This window comes from Azospirillum rugosum (assembly GCF_017876155.1).
In the GTDB taxonomy this organism is placed as follows: domain Bacteria; phylum Pseudomonadota; class Alphaproteobacteria; order Azospirillales; family Azospirillaceae; genus Azospirillum; species Azospirillum rugosum.
Map to the genome: position 1 here is coordinate 26,459 of NZ_JAGINP010000007.1, position 26,295 is coordinate 52,753.

Genomic DNA, 26,295 nt, shown 5'->3' on the forward strand with positions numbered 1-26,295 from the left:
CCAGATGTTGATATTATACTGAAGACGACCGCTTTGCGGCAAGAGTATGGCCCAGCCTGTGCTGGCCGTTTGGAGGCTGTCCCGCGGGATCAGCGCTTCTGCGGAAGCTTCGGGACCGGCCTGGGGCCCGGTTTCGCGGCGGGACGCGCCAGGAGGGAGCGGCCGAAGCGCTCCAGCGTGGCGCGGAGATCCTCGTCCTCAATGGCGGCGGTGGTGGTCATCACCGACAACTCCTCGTCCATGGTCAGCGTGCGGGGGCGGACCACCGGCGTGGGCGAGGATATCGGGGCCGCGTGGATCAGCTTGATCTTCGCCACCGCGCGGTAGCCGAAGAAGCTGTTGATGCGCTCCACGATCTGCGGTTCCAGGTGTTGAAGCTCCAGCGCGATGGCGCCCATGGCGCGGATGTGCAGCACGGCGTCCTCCCGCTTGCCGCGCGGGAAGCTCAGCTTGTCGGGGGCGGTGCGCAGGCTCAGTTGGTGGCCGACGATGGACGGCCAGTCGTTGATCAGCGCCCCGAAGGCCAGCCCGCGCTTGCCCAGCGCCTTGCCGGCCACCTCCGGCACGGCCTGCCCGATGCGTCTTGGTCCGTTCATGGCGGTCCGTTCATGATGGCTGTCCTGTCTCGCCCGTGCCCGATGTCGCATGCCCTGTCACGCGTCAGCCGCACCCTAGCGCAGCCGTCCGGGGAGCGCCAGCACCCCACCGGAGGCTTTCTTGTGGCGGACAAGATGCCTATGTGTTGGGGCCATGATCAACGACTCCCGTATCGCCGCCGAGCGGCTTCTCACCTGGTACGACCATCACCGCCGCGACCTGCCCTGGCGATCCCGCCCCGGGGAGGAGGCCGACCCCTACCGGGTCTGGCTGTCGGAGATCATGCTCCAGCAGACCACAGTGCCGGCCGCCGCCCCGTACTTCCGCAACTTCACGGAACGCTGGCCGACAGTGCGCGACCTAGCATCGGCGCCGCTGGACGATGTGCTGGTCGCCTGGGCCGGGCTCGGCTACTACGCGCGGGCGCGCAATCTCTATAAGTGTGCGCAGGTCGTGGCGGGGGAACTGGGCGGGCGCTTCCCGGACACGGAGGCGGGGCTGCTGGAGCTGCCGGGGGTCGGCGCCTACACCGCCGCGGCGATCACCTCCATCGCCTTCGGGCGCAAGGCGACCGTGGTGGACGGCAACGTGGAGCGCGTGATCGCCCGCGTCTTCGCGGTGGAGGAGCCGCTGCCCAACGTCAAGCCGAAGCTGAAGGCGCTGGCCGCGACGCTGACCCCGGATGCCCGGCCCGGCGACTATGCCCAGGCCATGATGGACCTCGGCGCCACGGTCTGCACCCCGCGCAAGCCGAAATGCATGCTCTGCCCCTGGGCCGAGTGGTGCGCGGCGCGGGCGGCCGGCATCCAGGAGGAGCTTCCGCGCAAGGCCGCCAAGGCCGACAAGCCGACCCGGCGCGGCGTCGCCTACTGGCTGCTGAACCCGGAGGGCGCCGTCCTGCTGCGCCGGCGCGCGGAGGAAGGGCTGCTCGGCGGCATGACGGAGGTGCCCTCCACCGCCTGGACCCCAACGGCGCCGGATGAGGCCGCGGTGAGGGCCCAAGCGCCGCTGGAGGCCGGCTGGCGCCGGCTGCCCGGCACGGTCCGCCATACTTTCAGCCATTTTCACCTGGAACTTGAGGTCGTCGCCGCGAAGGCGGGCGACGGCTGGCGGCGTGCGGAGGGCCTGTGGGTCCCGGTCGACCGGCTGGGCGGGCAGGCGCTTCCCTCCGTCATGATGAAGGTGGTGCGCCACGCGCTTGCCCATGCGTGACGTGTGGCGAATGGGTGAAGCATGGTGCGGCGGGCGTTCCTGGTTGTCCTAACGGTGCTGGCGCTGGGCGGGTCGGTGTTGAGCGGGCCGGCGCTGGCGGCGGAACCGAAGGCGAAAGAGAAGGCGCCGGCGGCGCGGTCGGTGTCGCTGGAGCTGGTGCTGGCGGTGGACGGCTCCGCCTCCATCACCGACGGGGACCTGGATTTCCAGCTCCAGGGCCACGCCGCGGCCTTCCTCGACCCGGCGCTGGCCGACGCGGTGTCGGCGGGCGGGGTGGCGGCGACGCTGGTCGTCTTCTCCGGCCCGCACAGCCTGAAGGTGCTGGTGCCCTGGACGATCCTGACCAGCGGGGAGGACGCCAAGGCTTTCTCCCACAAGATCGCCGCGGCGCCGCGCGGGCTCCAGGCCGACAGCACCGCGCTGGGCAGCGCCATCGACGACTCGGCCCGCCTGTTCGACGGCAATGGGATCGAGGCGCCGCGCAAGGTCATCGACCTCGTCTCCAACGGATTCTCCAACAGCGGCCCGGACCCGCTGGAAGCGCGCGCTCGCGCGGAAAGGCGCGGGGTCACCATCAACGCGCTGGCGATCCTCGACGAATTTCCGTGGCTTGAAGAGTATTACCAGGAAAATGTGATCGCCGGTCCCAATTGCTTCGTCAAGACGGCCATGGACCGCGAGAGCTTTGTCGAAGCGTTGCGCCAGAAGCTGATCCAGGAGATCGCGTCGGCCATCCCGCAACAGCCGGCAATACGGCGCGCAACACTGGGGCAACCGCGGCCGGTTATCACAGCCGGCAACTATTGACCGCGCCGCGGCCTGCGGTGCTAAGCCGCTGGCCTTTGAGTTAAAATCGTCTGGTGACCGGGCGCGAGCGGCGTTAAGTTACCCAGGCGTGCAGTCGCCAGCTCATGAACATCCTCGGGTATGCAGTGCCCGGAGCCGGCGCCCACCTGCGCGAGCGTCTGGGAAACGGGCATGCAGGATCGGGTGTCGGCGGGGCTTGCGGACATTGCCGTGGCGGACATCGCCGCGGCGGCTGGTATCGATACCGGCGGCTTGGACGCCGGTGACGGCGTGCGCCCGATGGATGGGGCCCCCGCGGCCGCGCGGCCGGCCGTCGAGGACCGGCGCGATCATCAACATTCCGGCCAGCACTCCGGCCAGCATGCCGGGCGAGCCCGCAAGCCGCGCCTGCAGGGCGTCGCCATCGCCTTCATCGGCGCGGTCGCTCTGGTGCTCGCCACCCTGACCGCGGTGGTCGGGGCGGCTTTCCTCGGCATCGTCGGCATCGCGGAGGAGGCGCGCAACGCCACCGTTCCGCGCATCGGCGCCCAGCACCAGAACGCCATGACGGCGGCGCAGCTCAGCCGGCTGGCCGAGGTGATCCTGAACAGCCGCGACCGCGCCCGCCGTGCCGCCGCCCTGGAGGAGGCGGAGGCGCTGGCCAGCCAGTTCGCCCTGGTGGTGGACGTCTCCGTCCTGGACAAGCTCGACCGCGCGGTGAACGCCGTGCGGCGGAGCAACCACCGCGCCGACCTGATCGACGCCCTGTCGGCCAGCATCCGCGAGACCCTGGCGCAGGTGGACGACGCGCTGGCGGTCGCCACCTCGCTGCTGGCGGAACCGGACAAGGCCGTGCAGGACTATGCCTTCCTCAGCAACCTGTACCACCTGCGCCGGCTCTACGGCGAGGCGGTGGCGGCCGACACGGCGGAGGCGCTGGCCCAGACGGACGGCGACATCGTGGCGCTGCTGCGGACCCAGCGGGCCATGCTCGGCGGCCTGTCCGTCGCCAGCCGGCCTGCGGGGGAGGGCGACCAGCCGAGGCGACTCGCCGCCGTGCTGGACCGCTTCGCGGCGGCGCGCTCCCTGGCCGACCTGCACCGCGGCCGGCTGACCGTGCAGGCGCAGGTCCGGCAGGACAGCGACCTCGCCTACCGGCAGCTCCGGCAACTGGCGGAAAGCCTGTCCAGCGACGCCGCCGCCACCACGCTGGGCATGGCGGAGCGCATCGTCGAGTACGGCCGCCGCGGCCTGTGGAGCAGCGTCGCCGGCATCGCCGCCACCATCCTGCTGCTGGGCGCCGTGGCGGTCCTGCTGCGCCGGCACGTGGTGGCCCCGGTGCTGCGGGTCAGCGATTCGCTGAACGTGCTTCAGGAGGATCCGCAGCCGGTGGCGCTGCCGCCCGCCTCGCTGGAGGAGTTCGACCGCATCGGCCGCGCGGTGGAGCGCTTCGCCGACGTGATGGTCGCCCTGCACACGCAGACCGCCGCGCTGAAGGCCAGCGAGGGGCGGCTCAGCACCATCCTGCAAAGCTCGCCCTTCCCGATCGTCATCGCGCGCCGCGCCGACGGGCGCATCCTGTTCGCCAACGCGCCGACCACCGACCTGCTGGAACTGCCGTCCGCCGACGCGCTGGGCCGGGCGGTGCCGGACTTCGTGGAGGACGCCATCGGCTGGCGCTCCTTCGCCGACGACGTGTTCCGCCGCGGCCGGCTGACCGATTTCGAAACCCGGCTGCGGACGGCGGACGGGCGTCCCTTCTGGGGCGTCCTGTCGGCCATGGCGATGGATTACGAGGGCGATGCGGCGATGTTCCTGGCGCTCCACGACATCTCCGCCCGCAAATACGCGGAGAACGCGCTGGTCGCCGCCAAGGACCAGGCGGAGCGCGCGCTCCACGACCTGCAACGCACGCAGAAGAGCCTCGTTCAGGCGGAAAAGCTGGCGTCGCTGGGCGCGCTGGTGGCCGGCGTCGCGCACGAGATCAACACGCCCGTCGGCATCGGCGTCACCGCCGCCTCCTACCTCGGCGAGCTGACGCGCCAGTTCAAGCGCAACGTCGCCGACGGCGGCCTGCGCCGCCGCGACCTGGACGACTTCGTCGACCGGATCGAGGAGGCCGCCTCCATGATCCTCGCCAACCTGGAGCGCGCCTGCACGCTGGTGCAGAGCTTCAAGCAGGTGGCCGTCGACCAGACGTCGGAGGCGCGGCGCCCCTTCGACCTGCGCGGCTACCTGGAAGGCGTGCTGGGCAGCCTCGCCCCGCAGCTGAAGCGCACGCCCCACCGCGTGACGCTCGACTGCCCGGACGGCATCACCATGGACAGCTACCCGGGTGCCCTGTCGCAGGTGGTGTCGAACCTCGTCATCAACGCGCTGGTGCACGCCTTCCGCCCGGACACGCCGGGCCTGATCACCATCGCCGTCCACCGCGACGGGGCCGCGGGCGTGGTGATGGACTTCACCGACGACGGCCGGGGAATCCCGCCGGAGAACCTGGAGCGGATCTTCGAGCCCTTCTTCACGACCCGCCGCACCGAGGGCGGCAGCGGGCTGGGGCTGCACATTGTCTACAACATCGTGGTCGGCACGCTGGGCGGCCGCATCGCCGTGGCGTCACAGCCGGACTCCGGCTGCCGCTTCACCATCGGCCTGCCGCTGACCGCCGCCCCCATGGCCCAGCCGGCCGTGGCCGCGGGACGCGTGGAGGCACCGCAGACGGAGTTGGCGTGATTCCCACTCAGTGGGGCTATGCGCGCGCCCGTTCGATCTCGACGCCGACGCTGGCGGCGTCGGGGAAGACGTCCAGCTTTTCCACGCGCACCCGCGCGGCGCTGACGCGGTCGTCTTCCAGGCAGCGGTCGGCGATGCGCTCGGCCAGCGTCTCGATCAGGGTGACGTGACCCTGGCTGACCAGCCCCTTCACCACCGCGGCCATGTCCTCGCCGGTCACGCCGGGGGCGGCGAGGTCCAGTTCCAGGTTCAGGCGGATCCGCTGCGACTTGATCCGTTCATGGGCGTAAACGCCGATCAGGGCGTCCATGACGAGATCGCGCACGAAGCAACGGGTGGACGTCGTCGTCTGGGCCGGGCGGGGCGCCGGGGCGGTGGCCGAGGCGGTGGCCGAGGCGGTGATGGTGGCGAAGAGCTTGTTCATGGCGCACACGCGTATCACGCCGCCACGAGCCTGCCAAGGCGTCGCGGCGGCGTTTCCCGGTGGTCTCCCCTGCTGATAAGGAAGGGCGGCTCTTACGCCGAGGCTTCGGAGCGGATGCGCTCGCGCAGCACGTCGATGGGGCGCAGGTCGTCCCCGTCCTCGTAATGCCAGAAGGTCCAGCCGTTGCAGGCCGGCAGGCCGGCCATCGCCGCACCCACCTGGTGGATGGAACCGCGGTGGTCGCCGCGCGCGTTGGAGCCGATCAGCGTCCCGTCGGCGCGCACGAGCGCGCGGTTGAGGCGCCGCTGGTCGAACAGCGAGGTGCCCGGGCGCAGCAGGCCGCGCTCCACCACCCAGCCGAAGGGGATGCGCGGGGCGGAGCGCTTGGGCGGCGTGTCGAGCACCGACGGGTCCGGCGCCTCCTCCACCGCGTCGATGCGGGCCTGGGCGGCCTTCACGTAGGTGTCGTCGCGCTCCAGACCGATCCAATTGCGGCCCAGGCGCTTGGCCACGGCGCCGGTGGTGCCGGTGCCGAAGAAGGGGTCGAGCACCGTGTCGCCCGGCCGCGAGGAGGACAGCAGCACCCGGTACAGCAACGATTCCGGCTTCTGCGTCGGGTGGGTCTTCCGCCCGTCCTCGTCGCGCAGCCGCTCCCCGCCGCTGCAGATCGGCAGCAGCCAGTCGCTGCGCATCTGCAGGTCGTCGTTCAGCGCCTTCATGGCGTCGTAGTTGAAGCGGTAGCGCGCGTCCTTGTCGCGTGAGGCCCAGATCATGGTCTCATGCGCGTTGGCGAAGCGCGTGCCGCGGAAGTTCGGCATCGGGTTGGTCTTGCGCCAGATGATGTCGTTCAGAATCCAGAAGCCGAGATTCTGCAAGGTGGCGCCGACACGGAAGATGTTGTGGTAGCTGCCGATCACCCACAACGATCCCTCGGGTTTCAGGATGCGGCGCGCGGCGGCCAGCCAGTCGCGGGTGAAGTGGTCGTAGGTCTCGAAATCCTCGAACTTGTCCCAGTCCTCTTCCACTCCATCGACCTTGGAATGGTTCGGGCGCAAGAGTTCGCCCCCCAATTGGAGGTTATAAGGCGGATCTGCAAAGACAAGATCGACCGATTCGGCCGGCAATTCATTCATGAGGGCGATGCAATCGCCCACCAGAATTTTGTTCAGGGGGAGCATTGACGCAAACCAACAGCAGCGACTCACTCGCTTGGACAATGATTCGCCGCCGAGTCGCCGTCAACTGGTTTCTTACCCCGGAATCCCGGCGCTCAGTCCGCCAGCGCTTTTTGCGCGCGCACTGGTGCAAAACTGACTCGGTGGTGCGCCGTGCCGCCGTGCCGGCGCAGGGCCTCCAGATGCTCCGGCGTGGGATAGCCGGCGTTGCGCTCCCAGCCGTACTGGGGGTGCAGGGCGGCCAGCCGGGTCATCTCGCGGTCGCGCGCCACCTTGGCGACGATGGAGGCGGCGGCGATGGACTGGCTGCGCCCGTCGCCCTTGACGATGGCCTCCGCCAAGCAGGGCAGGGCGGGCTTGAACTTGCCGTCGATCAGCGCGACGGCCGGCGCCTCCCCCGGCAGCGCCGCGTAGGCGCGGGCCATGGCGAGCAGCGTGGCCTTGTGGATGTTGAGGTCGTCGATCTCCGCCGCACTGGCCTCGGCCAGCGCCACGGCCAGGGCGTGGGCGCGGATTTCCGGCTCAAGCTCCTCCCGGACGCGCTGGCTCAGCGCCTTGCTGTCGTTGATCGCGCGGGCGACGTGCGCCGGCAGCCCGTCCGGCGGCAGGACCACGGCGGCGGCGACCACGGGACCGGCCAGCGGACCGCGCCCGACCTCGTCGATGCCGCAGACGAGCTGCCCCTGGCCGAGCGAAAGCTCGAAGGACAGGTCGGGCTGCGGGCGCGGCGCCTTGCTGCCCTTGGTGGCGCGGGTGGGCTTGGTGCTGGTCGTCGTCATGGTCGCATCTCGGCAAGGGGCGCGCAGAATAGCCACGGGGGCGGCCGGCGCAAGGAATCCTATGGGGCGTTCCGGCCGTCTGCCAATGGTCCTTCCTGCGGCTGCCCGCCCGGCGTGCGCCCGCTCGCCAGCTGGTCGATGTAGATGCGGGTCAGCGAGCGGAGAATCGGTGGCATGGTGCCGACCGCCTTCACGAACTGGTCCTTGCGGATCACCTCGCAGACCGTCGCCTCCAGCGCCACGGCGGACGCCGCGCGCGGCCGGCTGGTGAGCAGGGCCAGTTCCCCGAAGATGCGGCCGGGGCCGAGCACGGCGATCTGCGTCCCGTCGCGCCGGATGCCGACCGCGCCCGACTGGATCAGGTAGGCGGCGGTGCCCTCGTCGCCCTGCTGGAAGAAGGCGTGCCCCACGCGGAACATCCGCCGGTCCATGACGGTGGTGTGGGAGGCCGAGGAGCGGATGCCGGCGCCGCCCTCCCGCCGTTCCGGCTGCGGCAACCCGTATGTGCGGCGAATGGCCGCGATCAGGCTTTCCAGCAGATAGGCGGCGAGCGGCGGGCATTTGCACAGCAGCGTCCGGAAGGTCTCGCGCGACAGCTCGACCGCGGTCACGTCGCTGGCCGCCCGGACGGTGGCGCTGCGCACGCCGTCGTCGATCAGCGCCATTTCGCCCACGACGGCGTTGGCGCCGACCGTGCCCAGGCAGCGCTGCCCCTCCGGCCCTTCCAGCAGGATGTCCAGCGTCCCGTCCTCGACCAGCCAGGCGCGGTCGCCCCGGTCGCCTTGGCGCATCAGCACGGTGCCGGCGGAAATCCGCCGGCGCGGCAAGGTGGCGTCGGTCATGCCCTGGCCTGTGCAGTTCGTCCGCTTTCCCGCGCATTCTAGCCGAATTGCCGCATTCGCAGGGTGGTTTTTGCCGGGACGTCTCGCGGCGGTCGGCTCCGGTTATCGGCGATTGGCAATGGTCTTGGCGGACGGCGGCTGCTGCGCTATGCATGGCGCCCTTGACGACGAGAGGCGACGACGAGAGGCCCGACCGATGACCGACAGCTCCACGAACGAATGCCCCTGCCGTTCCGGGAAGGCGCTGGACGCCTGCTGCGGCCCCTACCTCGACGGCACCGCCGCGGCGCCGACGGCCGAGGCGCTGATGCGCTCGCGCTACTCGGCCTTCGCCACCGGCAAGATCGACTATCTCCAGGAAACCCTGCTGCCGGAGACGCGCGAGGACTTCCACCGCACGGAGATCGAGTCCTGGGCCAAGAGCAGCCAGTGGACCGGGCTTGAGGTCCGCTCGACCGAGGCCGGCGGCGTGGACGACGAGGAGGGCGTGGTCGAGTTCGTCGCCAACTTCGTCACCGGCGGCAAGCCGCAGAAGCATCACGAGACCAGCCGCTTCACCAAGCGCGACGGGCGCTGGTACTACGTCGACGGCGTCCTGGGCGCCCGCCCGCGCAGCGGCCCCAAGGTCGGCCGCAACGAGCCGTGCCCCTGCGGCAGCGGCAAGAAGTACAAGAAGTGCTGCGGCGCGAACGCCTGATCTAAAGCCCAATCGGGGGCCTGAAACCGCGGGCATGCGCCGATTTTCGAGGCAATTGAGACATTTTGGGTCGCCCGGCGTCTCCGGGCGGCCCTGAACGCGCTTTTCGGCGGTCGTTTCATGCCCTTGGCGCGCAATCTCAATTGAAAAGCCGGGCGGAACCGATCATCTTCGAACCGCCGCGCCCCGTTCGCTGGGTTGCGGCCGATCACGACAGATGAGACCACGTATGTTCGACCGTCCGCAGCGCAACAGCTTCCGCGCTCCTGAGATTACCCAGCGCAACGTCCGCGCCACCGTCAAGTGGTTCAACGCGACCAAGGGCTTCGGCTTCGTCACGCCCGAGGATGGTTCGCCCGACGCCTTCCTGCATTCCACCGTCCTGCAACTCCTGGGTCACGACAGCCTGCCCGAGGGTGCCACCATCACGTGCGACCTGTCGCGCGGCCCGAAGGGCCCGCAGGTCGCCACGATCGCGGACGTCGACCTGTCGACGGCCAGCGCCTCCCCGGCCCGCTCCTCCTCCCGCCCGCCGCGCGGCGACAGCTATGGCGGCGGTTATGGCGGCGGCGGCAGCTATGGTGGTGGCGGTTTTGGTGGTGGCGCCGAGGAGACGGTCGACGGCACCGTGAAGTGGTTCAACACCTCCAAGGGCTTCGGCTTCATCGCCCCGGCCTCCGGCGGCAAGGACATCTTCGTTCACATCCGCGCCCTGGAGCGCTCGGGCCTGGACGTGCTCGCGGACGGCGAGCAGGTGCGGGTGACCGTCCGCCAGGGCGTCAAGGGTCCGGAAGCGCAGCGCGTCGAAGTGGTCTGACGTCGAACGGTCCCGTCGCGGCGGAAAGGGGCGGACCCTTCCCGCCGTGGCCGACCGAAGGTCTTCAAAAGAAAAGCCCTCCGCTCAGGTCGAGCGGAGGGCTTTTTTCTAAAGCGAATTTGCATTCGCTTTCGATTCATATGGCCTCATTCGCCGGCCGGGCTTCGGCCGCACGTGCGGCCGGGACCGCGGTCGCGGTCCAAAGCGGATCACAATCCGCTTTAGCGTGGCGCCGCGGACTTACGGCCGGCCGATCAGCGTGCCCATCAGGCGGGTGCGGATGGCGGCGACGGCGCATTCCAGCGGCCGGTCGGAGTCCGGCTTCGGCGGGACGGCGGCCACGTCCGGGCACAGCTCCTCCATCTTCCAGGCGCGCGGCGGGGACGGGGGCGTGGCGTTCGGGTCGCAGGTCGCCGGGTCGGGGTGCGTTTCCTCGCTGTTGTCGTTGGCCGGCTTGATCTCGAGGTTCGGCGTTACGCCGAAACAGTCCACCAGCCCGCCCGACGGGCGGAAATAGCGCGCGGTGGTCAGGCGGATGCCGATGTCGCCGGTCAGCGAGGAGATGGTCTGCACCGACCCCTTGCCGTAGCTGCGCGTGCCGAACAGCAGGGCGCGGCTGTGGTCCTGCAGGGCGCCGGCGACGATCTCCGACGCCGACGCCGATCCGCTGTTGACCAGAAGGACGATGGGCAGGCCGGCCATCAGGTCGCCGGGCGTGCCGGTGTAGCGGCGGTTCTCGTCCGGGTCGCGGCCGCGCACGGAGACGATGTCCACCGCCTCCAGGAAGCGGTCGGCGACGTTCACCGCCTGGTCGAGCAGGCCGCCGGGGTTGTTGCGCAGGTCCAGCACCGCACCGGCCAGGCGACCGTTGGCCTGCCGGCGCATGTCGTCCACCGCGTCGTCCAGCGCGTGGGAGGTCTGCTGGTTGAAGGCCGCGATGCGGATGTAGGCCACGTCGCCCTCCAGCCGGTAGCGCACGGGCTGGATCTTGACGACGGCGCGGGTCAGAGACACGCGGAACGGGGCGTCGCCGCCGTTGCTGCCTCCGTTGCCACCGCCGTTTCCGCCCCCATTTCCGCCCCCATTTCCACCATTTACCGCCGTCCCCCCATTGGCCGCCGCCGTCCCGCCGCCGCCGCTGCGGCGCATGGTCAGCGCCACGGAGGTGCCGACCGGACCGCGCATGCGGGCAACGGCGTCGCGCAGGTTCATGCCCTTCACCTGCGCGTCGTCGATCTTGGCGATCAGGTCGCCGGTGCGCAGGCCGGCGCGGGCGGCCGGGGAGCCGTCGATGGGCGACACGACGCGGATCAGCCCGCTGTCGTCGTCCATCGTCACCTCGATGCCCAGGCCGCCGAACTCGCCCTGCGTCTGCTCCCGCATGTAGCGGAAATGCTCGGAGTCGAGGAAGCTGGAATAGGGATCGAGCGAGGACAGCATGGAATCCAGCGCCGCCTCGGTCAGGACGCGGTCGCTCGCGGCCGGCTCCTCCTTCTTCTTCTTCTGGAGGCCGGCGACGGCCTTGTCGACCAGCGTCTGGGGGGCGGCCGGCTTCACATGCTCGGCCAGCACACGGCGCATCACGTCGGCGAACAGGATGTAGTTTCGGTCGGTCGTGGACGGCGCGGCGGCCGTGCCCTTGACCTTGGCGAACTCCTGCCGGTACCGCTCCAGCGCGACGCTCGTGTCGGCGCGGGATGACGGCGCCACCGCGCAAGCGGGTCCAACAGCCGCCACAAGCAGCAACAGCGCCACCAGCAGTTTCGCCATCCTGCGCCCCTCTCGACAGGCCGGCCCGGCCGGCGGATAAACTGACATCGAGCCTACTACACGCTTCATTATACCAGGGGTTTCACGCGCCGGAAGAACATGGGGCCATATCCTGAAGTTCGGGTTTCCCAAGGCAATGGACACGCCCTTCCGGTCCGCGAGGAACGGCCCATAAGGGCAGCCTCTTCGGGCTTCATGGTGCAACCGAGCACGGCGCCCAAGCAATCCCAAAAATTTGCCCGGCCGGATCGCCAGCCGGCCGCCGGTCCATCCGGCGCCGGCGACACCGCTTCCGCGAAAGCCTTTGTCCCGCAACAATTCGCATCGAAACGAATATGAGGATTCCGCGGTGTCGCGGCCATCCTCCGGGCGGGGGAGGGTGCGTGCGCCGAGACTCTAGCCCGGAATGGACACCCTTTCGCGCTGTCCCGCCGTCAACAGGCGCCCTTGCGTCAATAGGCGCCCTTGCCGCTGACCATCACGCCGACCGTGCGCAGAAGGATCCTGATGTCGCCCCAGAGCGTCCAGCCCAGCAGATAGGCGGTGTCGAGCTGGACGCGGCGTCCATAGTCGACGTCGTTGCGCCCGCTGACCTGCCACAGCCCGGTCAGGCCCGGGCGGCAGCGCATGTAGAAGGGGAAGCAGACGTGGTAGCGCGCGACCTCCTCGTCCACGATGGGGCGTGGGCCGACGAGGCTCATGTCGCCGGTCAGCACGTTGACCAGCTGCGGCAGCTCGTCCAGGCTGGTCCGCCGCAGGAAGCGGCCGACCCAGGTGATGCGCGGGTCGTTGCGCAGCTTGCGCGTCGCGGCCCATTCGGCGCGGGCCTCCGCGTTGCTGGCCATCAGCCGCTCGAACACGGCGGGCGCGTCCACGACCATGGAACGGAACTTCCAGCAGGTGAAGTCGCGACCGTCCGCACCGATCCGACGGTGCCCGAAGACCACCGGCCCGCCGTCCATGACGATCAGCAGCGCCACCACCAGCATCAGCGGCCCGAACAGGACGACGAGACCGAGGGCACCCACCACGTCGAAGGCGCGTTTCACCCGGTTGCGGTGCAGCGGTTCCGTGGCCGGAAGCCTGGCCACCAGCTCCGCGGCCGAGGCGGCCCCGGCAAGGTCGCCCGGCTCGAGCGGAGCGGCCCCCAACTGGATGGACTGCGGAATTCCCATTGACCCCCTCGTCGAATAAAACGTTCTGACAAACGCGTCACCCGGCGGAGGCAACGCGCGGCGACGCGTTCGGGGTCCCCCGGCTTGGCCGCCGCGGGGTGGATCCGTCGCGGTACACCCGGCAGCAGGGGATGGCGCGAGAAGGGGCAACCCTTATGGGAGGACTCAACAAATCCGGGGGAGTTGCTCGCCGGACAGCCAGTCGACGATGCGCTTGCCGCCGAAGCGGGTCTGCATCTGGACGAAGCGGTGCGCGTCCTCCACCACCGTTCCGATCGCCGCGGCTTCCGAGCCCAGGGGGTGGGCGCGCATGGCGGCGAGCAGGCGGTCGGCGTCCTCCGGGGCGCAGATGGCGATCAGCTTGCCCTCGTTGGCGACGTAGAGCGGGTCGAGTCCCAGCAGCTCGCAGGCGGCGGCGACCTCGTCCCGCACGGGAATGTCGGCCTCGCGCAGCAGCATGCCGACGCCGGACTGGTGGGCGATCTCGTTCAGCGTGGTGGCGAGCCCGCCGCGCGTCGGGTCACGCAGCACATGAACGCCCGGCACCGCCGCGACCATCGCGGCGACGAGCCCGTGCAGCGCCGCACTGTCGGACCGGATCGCCGTCTCGAAGCTCAGGTTCTCGCGCGTGGACATGATGGCGACGCCGTGGTCGCCCATGGTGCCGCTGACCAGCACCACGTCGCCCGGCCGCGCCCGGTCGCCGGACGGCGCCACGCCCGGCGGCACCACGCCGATCCCGGTGGTGGTGATGAAGACGCCGTCGCCCTTGCCGCGCTCCACAACCTTCGTGTCGCCGGTGACGATGGACACGCCGGCCTCGCGCGCGGCAGCGGCCATGCTGTCCACCAGCCGCTTCAGCTCGGACAGCGGAAAGCCCTCCTCCAGGATAAAGCCGGCGGTGAGATAGAGCGGCACCGCCCCGGCCATGGCGACGTCGTTGACCGTGCCATGCACCGCCAGCGAGCCGATGTCGCCGCCGGGGAAGAACAGCGGCGAGACGACGAAGCCGTCGGTCGTCACCACCATGCGCCCGGCCGGAGCGTCGAAGGCCGCCTGGTCATTGCCCTGGTCGAGCAGCGGGTTGGCGAAGGCGGCGGCGAACAGCTCCCGCACCAGCTGGGCCATGGCCTTGCCGCCCGACCCGTGGCTCATGTCCACGGCCCCGGCGGCGAGGTCGAGCTTGCGGGTGAACAGGCGGCGGTCGGTCATGGCAGGGGCTCGACGCGGTTGGAACGAAAGCGCGCGAGTGTATCACTCGGCCAGAACTTCGCCATCCTCGTGCGCGGGCTCCTCACGCTCCTGCGCGCCGTGCCAAATGCGGAGGATTTCGACGTCGTCCTGCCGGCCGGCCGACCAGCCGTCTTCTCCGCTGACGTGGTAAACAATGACGAACGGAAAAATGCTGGTCAGCTCGCGCGTTCCAGCCTCCTGCCCAAGGCGCCCGATTCGCGGGTGCTCCCGCAAAACACGGGTGGCGGCCCGCAATTTCGATACAATGGACGCTGCGGATTGCCGCCCCCAGGTCCGCATTGTGTAGTCGTGAATCCCCGCCAAGGTCTGGATGGCTTCCGGGGTCCAGCGAACGCGACCAGGCACGATCGGAGTCAGCGCGACTGTGGCCGGACCTTAGGTTCCGGCATGGGTAATTCGTGTTCTGTGCCCCAGCTGTCCACCCAGGCCCAAACCTCTTCATCGTCGACGAGAAGGCCGGCCTTGGCGGACTCCAGCGCCTCCTGCACCGCACGATGATAAGCCTCCACGTCGCCGTAGACGGGATCCCAGTTCCGCGGCTTGCGGTCGGGCGTCTCTTCGGGGGCGCAGGGCTGTGGCTTGGTCATGGTGGGAAGGCTATCACGCGGGCAGGGCACCGGCAACGGCATCCCCGGCCTCGGCGAGCAGGGCGAGCGTGCGTTCCGCCTCCGCCGGGTCGAGCTTGTTCAGCGCGTAGCCGACATGGACGATGACGTAGTCGCCGACCTCAACCCCCTCGACCAGCGCGAGGGAGCAGGCGACCTTCACCCCGCCCAGGCTGACCGTGGCGCGGTCGTCGTCCAGCAACTCCACGACGCGGGCGGGCACGGCAAGGCACATCGTTTCCCATCCTTTCCTAGAATCAAGGCCCTTACAGCAGCGCTTGCCCGGCGACCCACGCCTGGCCGAGGCTGAGGCCGCCGTCGTTGGCCGGCGCGCGGCGGGGCAGCAGGGGGGTGATGCCACGCTCCGCGAAGCCTGCCGCCAGCCCGTCCGACAGCACCGCGTTCATCAGGCAGCCGCCCGACAGCGCGATCCGGTCGAGCCCGCGCGCCGACAGCGCGGGCGTCGCCCAGTCCAGCAGGGCCGCCACCAGCGTGCCATGGAAACGGTCGGCGCCCTCCTGCGCATTGATCTGCAACAAGCTTTCCAGCAGAGGCGTGAGGTCGAGGACGCCGTCGGTGAGCCGCCAGCCGCCCGGAAGGACGGTGGGGCGGCGGACCAGCGATTCCAGGACCATGGGCGCTTCCCCCTCGAAGCCGGCAACCGCTCGCACGCCGAGCAGGCCGCAGGCCGCGTCGAACCAGCGCCCGCAGGAGCTGGTCGGCGGCGCGTGGACACCGGTTTCGATCAGCCGCCGGACGCCATCCGCCGGGCCGCAGTGCCGGAACCGCTCGGCGATCTCCGCGCCGCGCCCCATGCGGGCGAGCGCCGCCGCGCCCATGCGCCAGGGCTGGCGGGCGGCCACGTCGCCGCCCGGCTGGGCGAGCGGGGCGAGATGGCCGAGCCGTTCGAAGCGCGTCCCCCCGACCAGCAGCATCTCCCCGCCCCAGGAGCCACCGTCCGCCCCCAGCCCGAAGCCGTCGAGCGCCAAGCCGAGCGCCGGTCCTGTCACGCCGTGTTCGGCCAGAACCGCGGCGACGTGGGCGTGGTGGTGCTGCACCGGGATGGTGGGCAGGCCGAGGGACTCGGCGAAGCGCGTGGACTGGAAGTCGGGGTGCAGGTCGTGGGCGACGGCGACCGGCTCCACCTCCAGGATGGCGCGCAGGTGGGCGACGGTCTCCCCCAGGAAGGCCAGCGTGGCGGCGTTGTCCAGGTCGCCGACGTGCTGGCTGAGGAAGGCCTCCGTCCCGCGGGTCAGGCAGACGGTCGTTTTCAGATGCCCGCCGACCGCCAGCACCGGCGGTACGGCGCGCGGCAGGCGGATCGGCACCGGCACATGCCCGCGCCCGCGCCGCAGGAAGGCCGGCGCGCCGGCCACCACGCGCATCACGCTGTCGTCGGCGCGGACGAGGATGTCGCGGTCGTGGTCCACGATCAGGTCGGCGATGCCGGCGAGGCGTTCGTGCGCCTCGGCGTTGCCGATCACCAGCGGCTCCCCGCCGGGGTTGGCGGAGGTCATGACGAGCGTCAGGTCCTGGGGATCCTCCAGCCACGCCGTGCCCTCCGGGCGGCCGGCGGCCTCGTGGAACAACAGGTACTGGATCGGCGTGCAGGGCAGCATGACGCCGATCCAGGCTAGGTCGGGGGCGATGGAGGGGGGGAGTGCGTGCTCCGAGTGCCCCCACCCTAACCCTCCCCCGCTGGGCGGGGGAGGGAACTCCGCCGCTTCGCGAATAAGCCCTCCCCTGCGCAGCGGGGGAGGGGGGGACCCGCGAAGCGGGAGGGTGGGGGTAGCGCGCCGCCTAAGCAGCACGATGGGCCGGGCCACCTCCTCCAGCAGCGCGCGCTCCGCCGTGCCCACCTCGGCGAGGCGGGCGGCGGAGGCGGCGTTGGCGACCATCAGGGCGAAGGGCTTGCCGTTGCGCTGCTTGCGCTCGCGCAGCCGCGCCACGGCGTCCGCGTCGAAGGCGTCGCAGGCGAGGTGGAAGCCGCCAAGCCCCTTGATGGCGACGATCTTTCCGGCCTTCAGCGCCGCGAGGATGTCCTCGATGGTATGCGACAGGCGCGGGCCGCAGGCCGGGCAGGCGGTCGGCTGGGCGTGGAAGCGGCGGTCGGCAGGGTCGGCGTATTCGGCGGCGCAGGCGGGGCAGAGTGGGAAGCCGGCCATGGAGGTGTTCGGCCGGTCGTAGGGCAGGCGGCGCGTGATGGTGAAGCGCGGGCCGCAGTGGGTGCAGGTCAGGAACGGGTAGCGGTAGCGGCGGTCGCGTGGGTCGAACAGCTCGGCGAGGCAGGACGGGCAGACGGCGGCGTCGGCGGAGACGCCGGTGGTCACCGCCCCGCCGCGCGAGGGGAGGATGACGAAGCGGGACTCGCCCGGCTCGACCGGGACGTCCGCGACCTCCACCGCGTCGATGCGGGCGAGCGGCGGGGCCTCCGCCTCCAACGCCGCGAGGGCCGGTCCGGTGTCGTCGCCCTGCAACTCCGCCAGCACGCCCTCGCCGTCGTTCAGGACCCAGCCGGTCAGGCCGAAGCGATGGGCCAGCGCGTGGACGAAGGGGCGGAAGCCCACCCCCTGCACCTGCCCGCGGACCCGGACGCGGACCCGCTTCACCGCTTCGCGCCGGCCTTCGCCAGACCGTCCGCGATCCAGGCGTACCAGTCCTCCAGCCCCTGGCCGCCGGTGGCGGAGACCTCGATTACCCGCAGCCCGGGCTTCAGCCGGCGGGCGTAATCGATCATGCGCGCCACGTCGAAGGTCAGGTGCGGCAACAGGTCCACCTTGTTGACCAGCAGCAGGTCGGCCGCGGCGAACATGGCCGGGTATTTCAGCGGCTTGTCCTCCCCCTCCGTCACCGACAGGACAACGACCTTGTGCGCTTCCCCCAGGTCGAAGCCGGCCGGGCAGACGAGGTTGCCGACATTCTCGATGAACAGGACGCTGTCGTCCGCGACCCCCAGGCGGCCAACGGCCTGGGTCACCATCTGGGCGTCCAGGTGGCAGCCCTTGCCGGTATTGACCTGGATGGCCGGCGTGCCGGTGGCGCGGATGCGGTCGGCGTCGAAGCTGGTCTGCTGGTCGCCCTCGATCACCGCCATGGGGAAGCGGCCCTTCAGGTCGGTCAGGGTGCGGGTCAGCAGGGTCGTCTTGCCCGACCCGGGGCTGGACATCAGGTTCAGCACGAACACACCCTTGGCCGCGAACAGCTGGCGGTTCACCGCGGCGAAGCCGTCGTTCTTGGCGAGGATGTCCTGCTCGATGGTCACCAGCCGCGCCTGCGACAGGCCGGGCACCTCCGTCCCCGCCGGGCCGCGGCTGAGGTCGATGGTGCCGTGGTCGTGCCCGTGGTCATGATCGTGCCCGTGATCATGCCCGTGATCATGCCCGTGATCATGATGGTGATGGCCGTGGGTATGGCGGTAGACCTTGCCGTCCGGGCCGACATGCTCGTGCCCATGATCATGATGATGATCGTGGGCATGATCGTGATGGTGGTCATGATCATGGTGACCATGGTGATGGTGGTGATGGCCGTGGGCGTGGCCGGATTCGATTTTGGTTTCGCCTTCGGCGCAGCCGCAGACCGTGCACATCACTCCACCTCCAGTTCCTTGACGCGCAATTCCTCGCCGCCGGTGACGACGAGCTGGTGCCCCCCGCAATGCGGGCAGGGATCGGACCGCTCGGCGAGCGGGACGGGCTTTTCGCAGCCCAGGCAGAAGGCCTCGCCGGGCGGGCGTTCGATCTCCAGCGCCGCGCCTTCCGCGACCGTGCCGCGGCTGACGGCGTCGAAGCCGAAGGCGATCGCCTCCGGCTCGACGTGGGACAGGGCGCCGATGACCAGCCGGACGGTCTTCACCCGCGTGAAGCCCTGCGCGGCGGACTGGTCGCGGATCACGTCGATGATGCCCTGGCTGAGCGCCAGTTCGTGCATGGGGTCAGTCCTCCCGCTCAATGACGATGGCGCTGGCGACGCAGGGATCGAGTGCCGCCACCAACATCCCGGCGCGCTCCTCCAGTCCGGCGTCCGTCACCGCCCCGACCAGCCCTCGAGCCAGCGGCCCGTCGGCGGCGAAGTTCCATTCGGTGGGCGCCACGATGCGGCAGTCGGCGATCCGCCCGTCCTCCAGCCGCACCCAGTGCGCCAGCCGCCCCCGCGCCGTGTCCACCGCCCCGGCGCCGTTTCCGGGGCCGCCGTCGCCCCGGCCCGGATCGGCGGGCTCCAGCCCGGCGGCCAGCTCCGCCATCAGGGTTGGCAAGGCGGCGATCTCCACCAGCCGGGCGGCGAGGTGCGCGGCGACGCCGTCTCCATGGCGGGTCAACAGCGCGGCGACCAGAGAGTGTGCTTGCTGCCGGGCCAGGGGGCCGGTGTGGGCCGGCGCGCCGTCCTGGTGGGGCGCGGTCGCAAATCCGCGGGAGGCCGCCAGCCGCTCCCCGAACCAGGGGGCGGGGTGGGGGAGCAGCGGCGCGGCGCCCGCGGCGCCGAAGCCGGCGAGGTCCGGCGCCAGCGCGCGGCGCATCAGGCGCGCGGCGGGCGTCGCCCCCTCCGCGGCCCAGACGTCGAGGTCGGCCAAGTTGGTCAAGGTGGGGCTGGCCGGGGCGGGGCCGGCGAACACGGCGTCCGCCAGGGGCTTGGACAGGCGGGAGAGTGCGGCGTCCAGCAGGGCGCGGTCGGGGCGCAGGACGCCGCCGCCGAGCCGCCGCCCGTCGCGCGCCGGGTAGAGCGCCGCCGACATTGACGCGGTGGCGTGGCGCAGCGCCGCCAGGGCCTGCGGCTGCGGCCCTTCGCCCAGCCGGGCCGGCCAGCCCATCAGGACCTGCCAGGCGTGGTTGTCCAGCGTCTCCGCCGCGATCATCAGGGCGCGGGCGCCGCCGTGGGCGGAGGCGTCGATGCCCAGCGCCGTCTCCAACGCTTGCGCGGCGGCCAGCGCCTGGGCGGTGCCGCACAGGCTGAACAGCAGCGGCACCAGACCCAACGCCTCGTCCGGTGTGCGCCCGACCAGGGCGCGGGCGGCGGCGGGGCGGGCGATGGTCACCGTCGCGGCGCGCACCCGCCCGTCGGCCACGGCCAGGCGGACGGCGACGGACCCTTCGAGGCCTCCGGGCGCGGGGTTCACCGGCGCCCGCCGCGGAACAGGGAGCGGCGGGACAGGGCCGGCGTTTCCGGCTTCGCGGCGGGCGGTTCCGGCGCTGGCGTCGGGGCGGGCGCCCTCAGAAGCGTGTCGAGCGCGAGGAATGCTGCGGCGCGCGCCTCCTCCTGGCTGGACAGGACGTTCATGGCGGACACCAGCGGGATCACCAGCAGCGTGCCCAAACCGTCCATGCGCGCGGCGGTGAAACGGTAGGCGCCCGACGGCAGGGTGATCTCCGTCTTGTCGCCGTCCAGCAGCGCGGCCCAGGGTGCCGGGTCGCGCGGGATCAGCACGGCGTTGAGGAACCAGGGCGCGATCACGCAGCCGAGCCAGCCCGGCCCCTGTTCGCGGAAGCCCACGGCCTCCACCGACAGGCCGGCGTTGCAGATCGGCACGTCCGCCATGTCGCGCGCGCCGATCGCGCGGTAGGCGTCGACGAGGGCGGCGACGCGGGCGTCCATCAGGCCGGGGTCCCGGACGGGGTGGCGAGGTCGGCGAACAGGTGGTCGACGTTCTCGCCGCGCGCGGCCAGCAGGATGGCGTCCAGCGCGTCGTTCAGCGGCTTGACCTCCTCCTCCTCCTCCAGCGCGCGGACGGCGTTGTCCAGGTGCACGAGCAGCCAGCCGCCGGGCGGCACCTCCTCGATCAGCATGACGTTGACGCGCCGCTCCTCCCCCCGGCCGGCGCACAGCGCGGTGAAGCCGTCGGTCTCAAGGACCTGCATCGGGATGCCGAGACACATGCGCGCGCCCTTCCTGGATTCGCCGTGCATATTGACCGGGGGCATCTTGACCGGGGGCCGCACGCGCACATTGATGTGCATCAAAGATACGGTTCCCAAACGGTTTCCCTGCGGACGGATGTTTCCAAACGGTACCGGTCTGCTAGAGTGGCGGTCACAATGCGCGCGATGGAAAGGGGTCGGTCGCGCGCGGCTTAACGAACGTCAGGGGAATGCTCGGATGAAACGTCTCGCTCTCGCGTCGGCCGCCGCGGCCCTCGCCGCGCTGCCCAACGCGGCGCTCGCCCACACCTTCGGCGCCCACGACGCCGGGCTCGTCCATGGTTTCCTGCACCCCGTCGGCGGCTGGGACCACCTGCTGGCCATGGTCGCGGTCGGCCTGTGGGCCGCGCAGCGCGGCGGCAACGCCCTGTGGCTCCTGCCCACCGCCTTTGTCGGCGCCATGGTCGGCGGCGGCCTGATGGGCATGGCCGGGATCGACCTGCCGCAGGCGGAGCTGGGGATCCTGCTGTCGGTGGTGGCGCTGGGCGGGCTGGTCGCCCTGCAGTCGCGCCTGCCGCTGCTGGCCTCGGCCGGCGTGGTCGCCCTGTTCGCCGTCTTCCACGGCCACGCCCACGGGACGGAGATGCCGGAGGCGGCTCAGCCGCTGCTCTACGGCCTGGGCTTCGCGGTGTCCACGGCCCTGCTGCACGTGGCCGGCATTGGTGCTGCGCTGTCGCTGCGCCGTCTGGTCGAGGGCCGTCGCGGGACCCTGGCGGTGCGCGGCACCGGCGCGTTGGTCGGTCTGGCCGGCGTGGCGCTGATCGCGCTCGGCTGACGGTCCCCGATTCGGAGCGGAAAGGCCCGGCGGGGTGCTCCGCCGGGCCTTTTCCATGTCCGGATCCGCTGTCGATCGGCGCGATAAACCAATGGTTTGGCGTGCGGCGAAGCGCACGCTTTCCCGGCGGGGCGCGGGAGGCCATTCTGGCCGCCGTTTCGTCCACCGGGGAATTTCGTCCATGACCTTGTCCATTTCCGGCGCGCTGCGCGGCGCCCTGCTCGCCATGGCCGTCGCCGGCGCCGCCGTGACGGTCGCGGGTTCGGCCCAGGCCGCCCCGCCGGCCCAGCAGCGCACCCAGGCGCCGGGCTTCTACCGCATGGCGCTGGGCGACATCGAGGTCACCGCGCTGTACGACGGCTTCATCGACCTCGATCGCAAGATCCTGAGCGGGGCGAGCGCGGAGGACATTCAGGGCCTGCTCGCCCGCATGTTCCTGGCCGACACGCCGGGCGTGCAGACGGCGGTCAACGCCTTCCTCGTGCACACCGGGACCAACCTCGTCCTGGTGGACACCGGCACGGCCAAGGCCTTCGGCCCGGCCCTGGGGTTCATCGCCGACAACATCCGCGCGGCCGGCTACGACCCCGCGCAGGTCGACGCGGTGCTGCTGACCCACCTGCACCCCGACCACGCCAACGGCCTGCTGGCCGCCGGCGGTGCCATGGCCTTCCCCAACGCCGAGGTGCGCGTGGCGAAGGCGGAGGCCGATTTCTGGCTGAGCGAGGAGGTCGCCGCCAAGGCGCCGGCCGACGCGCAGCCCTTCTTCGCCATGGCGCGCGCCGCGGTGGCCCCCTACGCCGCCGCCGGCAAGCTGAAGCCCTACCAGCCGGGCGAGGCGCTTCTGCCGGGCGTGTCCAGCGTCGCGGCCCCGGGGCACACGCCGGGCCACAGCGGGTACCTGTTCAGCGCGAAGGGCACGAGCATCCTGATGTGGGGCGACATCGTCCACAGCCACTCGGTCCAGTTCGCCCGGCCGGAGGTCGCCATCGAGTTCGACGTGGACAAGGCGCAGGCCATCGAGACGCGCAAGCGCCTCTTCGCCGACGCCGCGGCGCAGAAGCTGTGGGTGGCCGGCGCCCATCTGCCCTTCCCCGGCATCGGCCACGTCCGGGCCGAGCCGACCGGCTACGCCTGGGTCCCGGTGGAGTACGGGCCGATCCGCACGGATCGGTGAAACCCGCTTACGACGCCGCGCGGGGGACGGCCGTCACGCCGTGGCGCTCCAGTTCCTCCGCGATCAGCGTCACCATCTCCGGGATTTGCGCCTCGATTTCCGGCGACAGCATCAGGCCGGTGCCAAGCGCCATCGGCACGCAGCCGATCACCGTCACGCTCTGCGGCGCTTCGTCCTGGAGCTTCAGCGAGGCCAGCAGGTCGCTGAGGCCGAGCTGGTGGGGCGACAGCTTGCCCTTGAAATAGGCCGGCACCTCGTCCCCGCGCAGCACGACCAGCGTGGCGGGCGGGGCGCCGGTCTTCACCGCGTCCACCGCGATCAGGTGGTCGTGGCTGGCGATCAGGTCCAGCATGTCCATGCCGCAGGTGCCGCCGTCCACGACGCTGACATGGTCGGGCACGGTCCAGGCGGCGTCGAACGCCTCCATGGCGCGCACGCCCACCCCTTCGTCCATCAGGAGGATGTTGCCGAGGCCGAGGACGAGGATGGACATGGGGTTTGGGCTCCGTGACGAGGGGTGGAGACGACGCCGATAGCCGGATTCGGCGGTGTGCGCCGTGAACTGGATCAATCACAAAGAAAATGCCCCTCTTCCGGGTGGAAGAGGGGCCAGGTCATGGGCGACTAGAGAAGGGACTCAGAGCACCTTCACCTGATAGTGCGACTTCGTCTCCGTGTCGGTCAGGTGCACGGCGCAGGCCAGGCACGGGTCGAAGCTGTGCAGCGTGCGGATGATCTCCAGCGGCTGGTCGGCGACCGCCACCGGGTTGTCGAGCAGTGCGGCCTCATAGGCGGAGATCTGGCCGGTCTCGTCGCGCGGGCCGGCGTTCCAGGTGGTCGGCACGACCGCCTGGTAGTTCTTGATCTTGCCGTTCTCGATGACGACCCAGTGGGACAGCATGCCGCGCGGCGCCTCGTGGAAGCCGAAGCCGCGGATCTCGCCCTTCGGGAACACCGGCTTGTTGAAGGTCGTGGTGTCGCCCTTCGCGATGTTCTCCATCAGCAGCTTCCACTGGTTCTGCAGCTCCTCGTACAGGACCACGCAGCGCACCGCGCGGGCGGCGTGGCGGCCGATGGTGGAGTGCAGCGCGTCCACGCCCACCTTGCTGCCCAGGTGCTTCGACACGGTGTCGAGCACCGCGTGCACCCAGTACTGCGTGCGCTGGTGGCCCGACGCGTACATGCCCAGCACGTTGGCCAGCGGGCCGACCTGGGCGCGCTTGTCGTAGAAGGTCGGCGACTTGATCCAGCTGTACTTGCCCTCGTCCTGCCAGTCGGTGAACTGCGGGATCGTCTCCCCGTCGTAGGGGTGCAGGGGGCCCTTGCCGCCCTGGTACCAGGAGTGCTTCACGCTCTCCTTCACGCCCTTCTCGAAGTAGGGATCGTTGAAGCCCTTGACGGGGGTGAAGCCCTTGGCGAGGTCGCCGTTCTCGATGAAGCCGGCGGGCAGGGCGAAGACGGTCCCCTTGGTGTCCAGCGGCATGTCGGGGATGGACAGGTAGTTCACCACGCCCCGGCCATACTGCGTCCAGTCGGCGTAGAAGGCGCCGATGGCCGCCACGTCCGGCAGGTAGACGGCGGTGATGAAGTCGCCCACCTCGTCGATCAGCTGCTTGATGTACATCAGCTTTTCGAGCGTCAGGGTGGACTGGCTGTTCATGTTGATCGGGTTGGTGACGCCGCCCACCGCCATGTTCTGGATGTGCGGGGTCTTGGACCCGAGGATCGCCACCACCTTGTTCATGCGCCGCTGGTAGTCCAGCGCCTGGAGGTAGTGCGCCGCCGCCATCAGGTTGGCTTCCGGCGTCAGCTTCATCGCCGGGTGGCCCCAGTAGCCCGAGCCGAAGATGCCGAGCTGGCCGGAGTTGATGAAGGCCTGCAGCTTCTTCTGCGCGGTGGCGAATTCCTGGACGCTGTTCTTCGGCCAGTCGGAGATGGACTGGGCGAGCTTCGCCGTGGCCGCCGGGTCGGCCTTCAGCGCCGAGGCGATGTCGACGAAGTCCAGCGCCGACAGGTGGTAGAAGTGCACGATGTGATCGTGGACGTTGTGGGCGCCCTGGATCATGTTGCGGATGTACTGCGCGTTGAGCGGCACCTCCAGCTTCAGCGCGTTCTCCACCGCGCGGACGGAGGTGATGGCGTGCACGGTGGTGCAGACGCCGCAGATGCGCTGAGCGAACACCCAGGCGTCGCGCGGGTCCTTGCCCTGAAGGATCAGTTCGATGCCGCGCCACATCTGGCCGGACGCCCAGGCCTTGGTGACCTTGCCGCCGTCCACTTCGCAATCGACCCGCAGGTGACCCTCGATGCGGGTGACCGGATCAACAACAACTCGCTGAGCCATAACAGAAATCTCCTAAACTCAGCCGTGCTTCGCTTGGACGGCGTTGGACGTGGGGGCGCCTGAATTGGCGGAATGATCTTCGATGGCGTGGAGGACCGGCAGCTTCTTCACGAAGACCAGGTACAGCGCGATCTCCAGCGCGAAGACGCCGACGGTGACCATGATTTCCTTGACCGACGGGAAGTAGTGCCAGGGGCCGACCGCCGGCGTGAAGCCTATGAGGTAGACGTTCAGGCGGTAGAGGATCCCGGCCGTCAGCAGCATGGAGGAGGACAGGAACAGCGCGCGCGACCGCCCGCGGTTCGCCTTCGGGATCAGCAGCGCGAGGCCGCCGACCATCAGCACCGACTCCACCCAGAACCAGCCGGCCTGCGGGCCGCCGAACATCTGGCCGAACTGGCCGCGCACCAGGAGGTCGACGACGCGGAGCGCCACGAAGACCGAGGCGACGACCAGCATCAGGCCGGCCAACTTCTTCAGCACCGGCGTTTCCATCGGGCGGCGGAAGTTCAGCGAGGCCATCACCGACTCCCACACCACGATGGCGAAGCCCATCAGCACCGCGGTCAGCAGGAAGAAGACCGGCAGAAGCTGCGTCTGCCACAGCGGCGACAGCTTGTGCCCGACGATCACCATCATGGTGCCGAGCGAGGACTGGTGCATGGTCGGCAGCAGCACGCCCAGCGCGATGAAGACCCACAGCACCTTGTTCAGCTTGCGCCGCAGCCCCTCGATGCCGAAGCGCTCCAGGAAGGCCGGGGCGAACTCCACCACCAGCACCAGCGTGTAGGTCGCCACGCACAGCCCGACCTCCAGCATCACGGAGTTCGGCTGGGCGTACCAGGGCAGCATCAGGTGGTAGAAGTGCCAGTAGCGGCCGAGGTCGATCAGCACCGCGGCACCGGCGAGGCCGTAGCCGAACAGGCTGGCCATCACCGCCGGGCGGACCATCGGGTGGTATTCGCCCTTGTTCAGGATGTAGCAGAGCATGGCCATGACGTAGCCGGCGCAGCCGAAGGCCGAGCCGATGACCACGTCGATGGCGACCCAGATGCCCCACGGGTAGCCGTCGGACAGGTTGGTGACCGCCCCCAACCCGTGGCCGTACCGCTGCGCCAGGATGAAGGCGGCGATGACCACGAGGACGGAGCAGACGAGGAAGGGCAGGGTCAGAAGACGCCCGCCGATGGGCTGATGCGCGTGAGCGTGTGAAGCCATGAT

The 26,295-nt window shown here is 70.4% G+C and carries 27 protein-coding genes; 7 read left to right on the plus strand and 20 right to left on the minus strand.

Going from position 1 to position 26,295, the window contains the following annotated elements; translation table 11 throughout:
• Positions 1–89: 89 nt before the first annotated feature.
• Positions 90–596 (minus strand): DUF721 domain-containing protein, encoded by a 507-nt coding sequence (locus J2851_RS11285; protein WP_209766376.1) that lies wholly within the window; start codon positions 594–596, stop codon positions 90–92.
• Between the two features lie 154 nt (positions 597–750).
• Here J2851_RS11285 and mutY point away from each other — a divergent pair, with 154 nt between their 5' ends.
• From mutY to J2851_RS11300, 3 genes are all read left to right on the plus strand, one after another.
• On the plus strand, positions 751–1,809 hold the full coding sequence (gene mutY, locus J2851_RS11290; protein ID WP_209766377.1) for an A/G-specific adenine glycosylase: 1,059 nt from the start codon (positions 751–753) through the stop codon (positions 1,807–1,809).
• A gap of 21 nt (positions 1,810–1,830) precedes the next feature.
• A complete protein-coding gene (locus J2851_RS11295; protein WP_209766378.1) occupies positions 1,831–2,616 on the plus strand; it encodes a DUF1194 domain-containing protein in 786 nt (261 codons plus the stop codon).
• Positions 2,617–2,787: 171 nt separating this feature from the next.
• Positions 2,788–5,328: a sensor histidine kinase gene (locus J2851_RS11300; protein ID WP_209766379.1), complete on the plus strand. Its 2,541-nt coding sequence runs from the start codon at positions 2,788–2,790 to the stop codon at positions 5,326–5,328.
• Positions 5,329–5,344: 16 nt separating this feature from the next.
• Here J2851_RS11300 and J2851_RS11305 read toward each other — a convergent pair whose 3' ends face one another.
• The 4 genes from J2851_RS11305 to J2851_RS11320 form a co-directional block, all read right to left on the minus strand.
• Entirely contained in the window at positions 5,345–5,752 is a 408-nt protein-coding gene (locus tag J2851_RS11305; protein ID WP_209766380.1) for a dihydroneopterin aldolase, read from the minus strand.
• Positions 5,753–5,844: 92 nt separating this feature from the next.
• On the minus strand, positions 5,845–6,930 hold the full coding sequence (locus tag J2851_RS11310; RefSeq protein ID WP_209766381.1) for a site-specific DNA-methyltransferase: 1,086 nt from the start codon (positions 6,928–6,930) through the stop codon (positions 5,845–5,847).
• Positions 6,931–7,022: 92 nt separating this feature from the next.
• The gene (locus J2851_RS11315) at positions 7,023–7,706 is read right to left on the minus strand and encodes a ribonuclease HII (RefSeq protein WP_209766382.1); all 684 of its coding nucleotides are present in this window, start codon (positions 7,704–7,706) and stop codon (positions 7,023–7,025) included.
• A gap of 59 nt (positions 7,707–7,765) precedes the next feature.
• Positions 7,766–8,548, minus strand: a complete 783-nt coding sequence (locus J2851_RS11320) for a cyclic nucleotide-binding domain-containing protein (protein ID WP_209766383.1) — start codon at positions 8,546–8,548, stop codon at positions 7,766–7,768.
• Positions 8,549–8,744: 196 nt separating this feature from the next.
• Here J2851_RS11320 and J2851_RS11325 point away from each other — a divergent pair, with 196 nt between their 5' ends.
• Together J2851_RS11325 and J2851_RS11330 are read left to right on the plus strand one after the other, a co-directional pair.
• Complete coding sequence (locus J2851_RS11325) at positions 8,745–9,245, plus strand: YchJ family protein (RefSeq protein WP_209766384.1); 501 nt, start codon at positions 8,745–8,747, stop codon at positions 9,243–9,245.
• Between the two features lie 229 nt (positions 9,246–9,474).
• Complete coding sequence (locus J2851_RS11330; protein ID WP_209766385.1) at positions 9,475–10,062, plus strand: cold-shock protein; 588 nt, start codon at positions 9,475–9,477, stop codon at positions 10,060–10,062.
• Positions 10,063–10,302: 240 nt separating this feature from the next.
• On the opposite strand, the gene J2851_RS11335 is transcribed toward J2851_RS11330, so the two are convergent.
• The 12 genes from J2851_RS11335 to J2851_RS11390 form a co-directional block, all read right to left on the minus strand.
• On the minus strand, positions 10,303–11,832 hold the full coding sequence (locus J2851_RS11335) for a S41 family peptidase (RefSeq protein ID WP_209766386.1): 1,530 nt from the start codon (positions 11,830–11,832) through the stop codon (positions 10,303–10,305).
• Between the two features lie 452 nt (positions 11,833–12,284).
• Positions 12,285–13,007, minus strand: a complete 723-nt coding sequence (locus J2851_RS11340; RefSeq protein WP_209766387.1) for a sugar transferase — start codon at positions 13,005–13,007, stop codon at positions 12,285–12,287.
• A 165-nt stretch (positions 13,008–13,172) separates the two neighbouring features.
• Entirely contained in the window at positions 13,173–14,219 is a 1,047-nt protein-coding gene (gene hypE, locus J2851_RS11345) for a hydrogenase expression/formation protein HypE (RefSeq protein WP_209766388.1), read from the minus strand.
• 42 nt (positions 14,220–14,261) lie between these two features.
• The gene (locus J2851_RS11350; RefSeq protein WP_307419516.1) at positions 14,262–14,606 is read right to left on the minus strand and encodes a type II toxin-antitoxin system RelE/ParE family toxin; all 345 of its coding nucleotides are present in this window, start codon (positions 14,604–14,606) and stop codon (positions 14,262–14,264) included.
• Positions 14,607–14,614: 8 nt separating this feature from the next.
• Entirely contained in the window at positions 14,615–14,848 is a 234-nt protein-coding gene (locus tag J2851_RS11355; protein WP_209766605.1) for a CopG family transcriptional regulator, read from the minus strand.
• A 13-nt stretch (positions 14,849–14,861) separates the two neighbouring features.
• Positions 14,862–15,101, minus strand: a complete 240-nt coding sequence (locus J2851_RS11360) for a HypC/HybG/HupF family hydrogenase formation chaperone (RefSeq protein ID WP_209766390.1) — start codon at positions 15,099–15,101, stop codon at positions 14,862–14,864.
• A 31-nt stretch (positions 15,102–15,132) separates the two neighbouring features.
• Entirely contained in the window at positions 15,133–17,475 is a 2,343-nt protein-coding gene (locus tag J2851_RS11365; RefSeq protein WP_209766391.1) for a carbamoyltransferase HypF, read from the minus strand.
• Positions 17,472–18,455 carry a hydrogenase nickel incorporation protein HypB gene (gene hypB, locus J2851_RS11370; RefSeq protein WP_209766392.1) on the minus strand — a complete coding sequence of 328 codons (984 nt, stop codon included), beginning with the start codon at positions 18,453–18,455 and terminating at the stop codon, positions 17,472–17,474. The genes J2851_RS11365 and hypB overlap by 4 nt, the downstream gene beginning before the upstream one ends.
• Positions 18,455–18,796 (minus strand): hydrogenase maturation nickel metallochaperone HypA, encoded by a 342-nt coding sequence (hypA, locus tag J2851_RS11375; protein ID WP_209766393.1) that lies wholly within the window; start codon positions 18,794–18,796, stop codon positions 18,455–18,457. The genes hypB and hypA overlap by 1 nt, the downstream gene beginning before the upstream one ends.
• Positions 18,797–18,800: 4 nt before the next feature.
• Positions 18,801–19,979, minus strand: coding sequence for a nickel-dependent hydrogenase large subunit (locus tag J2851_RS36530; protein ID WP_209766394.1), 1,179 nt, complete (start codon positions 19,977–19,979; stop codon positions 18,801–18,803).
• Positions 19,976–20,455, minus strand: a complete 480-nt coding sequence (gene hybE, locus J2851_RS11385) for a [NiFe]-hydrogenase assembly chaperone HybE (RefSeq protein WP_209766395.1) — start codon at positions 20,453–20,455, stop codon at positions 19,976–19,978. Before hybE ends, J2851_RS36530 begins: the two co-directional genes overlap by 4 nt.
• On the minus strand, positions 20,455–20,736 hold the full coding sequence (locus J2851_RS11390; RefSeq protein ID WP_209766396.1) for a HypC/HybG/HupF family hydrogenase formation chaperone: 282 nt from the start codon (positions 20,734–20,736) through the stop codon (positions 20,455–20,457). Before J2851_RS11390 ends, hybE begins: the two co-directional genes overlap by 1 nt.
• A 220-nt stretch (positions 20,737–20,956) precedes the next feature.
• Between J2851_RS11390 and J2851_RS11395 the strand changes: the two genes are divergently transcribed.
• Both J2851_RS11395 and J2851_RS11400 read left to right on the plus strand, forming a co-directional pair.
• On the plus strand, positions 20,957–21,553 hold the full coding sequence (locus tag J2851_RS11395; protein WP_209766397.1) for a HupE/UreJ family protein: 597 nt from the start codon (positions 20,957–20,959) through the stop codon (positions 21,551–21,553).
• A gap of 181 nt (positions 21,554–21,734) precedes the next feature.
• Complete coding sequence (locus J2851_RS11400) at positions 21,735–22,730, plus strand: MBL fold metallo-hydrolase (RefSeq protein ID WP_209766398.1); 996 nt, start codon at positions 21,735–21,737, stop codon at positions 22,728–22,730.
• 7 nt (positions 22,731–22,737) lie between these two features.
• On the opposite strand, the gene J2851_RS11405 is transcribed toward J2851_RS11400, so the two are convergent.
• From J2851_RS11405 to hybB, 3 genes are all read right to left on the minus strand, one after another.
• Complete coding sequence (locus J2851_RS11405) at positions 22,738–23,223, minus strand: HyaD/HybD family hydrogenase maturation endopeptidase (protein WP_209766399.1); 486 nt, start codon at positions 23,221–23,223, stop codon at positions 22,738–22,740.
• Positions 23,224–23,367: 144 nt separating this feature from the next.
• Positions 23,368–25,074, minus strand: a complete 1,707-nt coding sequence (locus J2851_RS11410) for a nickel-dependent hydrogenase large subunit (protein WP_209766400.1) — start codon at positions 25,072–25,074, stop codon at positions 23,368–23,370.
• An 18-nt stretch (positions 25,075–25,092) separates the two neighbouring features.
• Positions 25,093–26,292: a Ni/Fe-hydrogenase cytochrome b subunit gene (gene hybB, locus J2851_RS11415; RefSeq protein WP_209766401.1), complete on the minus strand. Its 1,200-nt coding sequence runs from the start codon at positions 26,290–26,292 to the stop codon at positions 25,093–25,095.
• Positions 26,293–26,295: the final 3 nt, after the last annotated feature.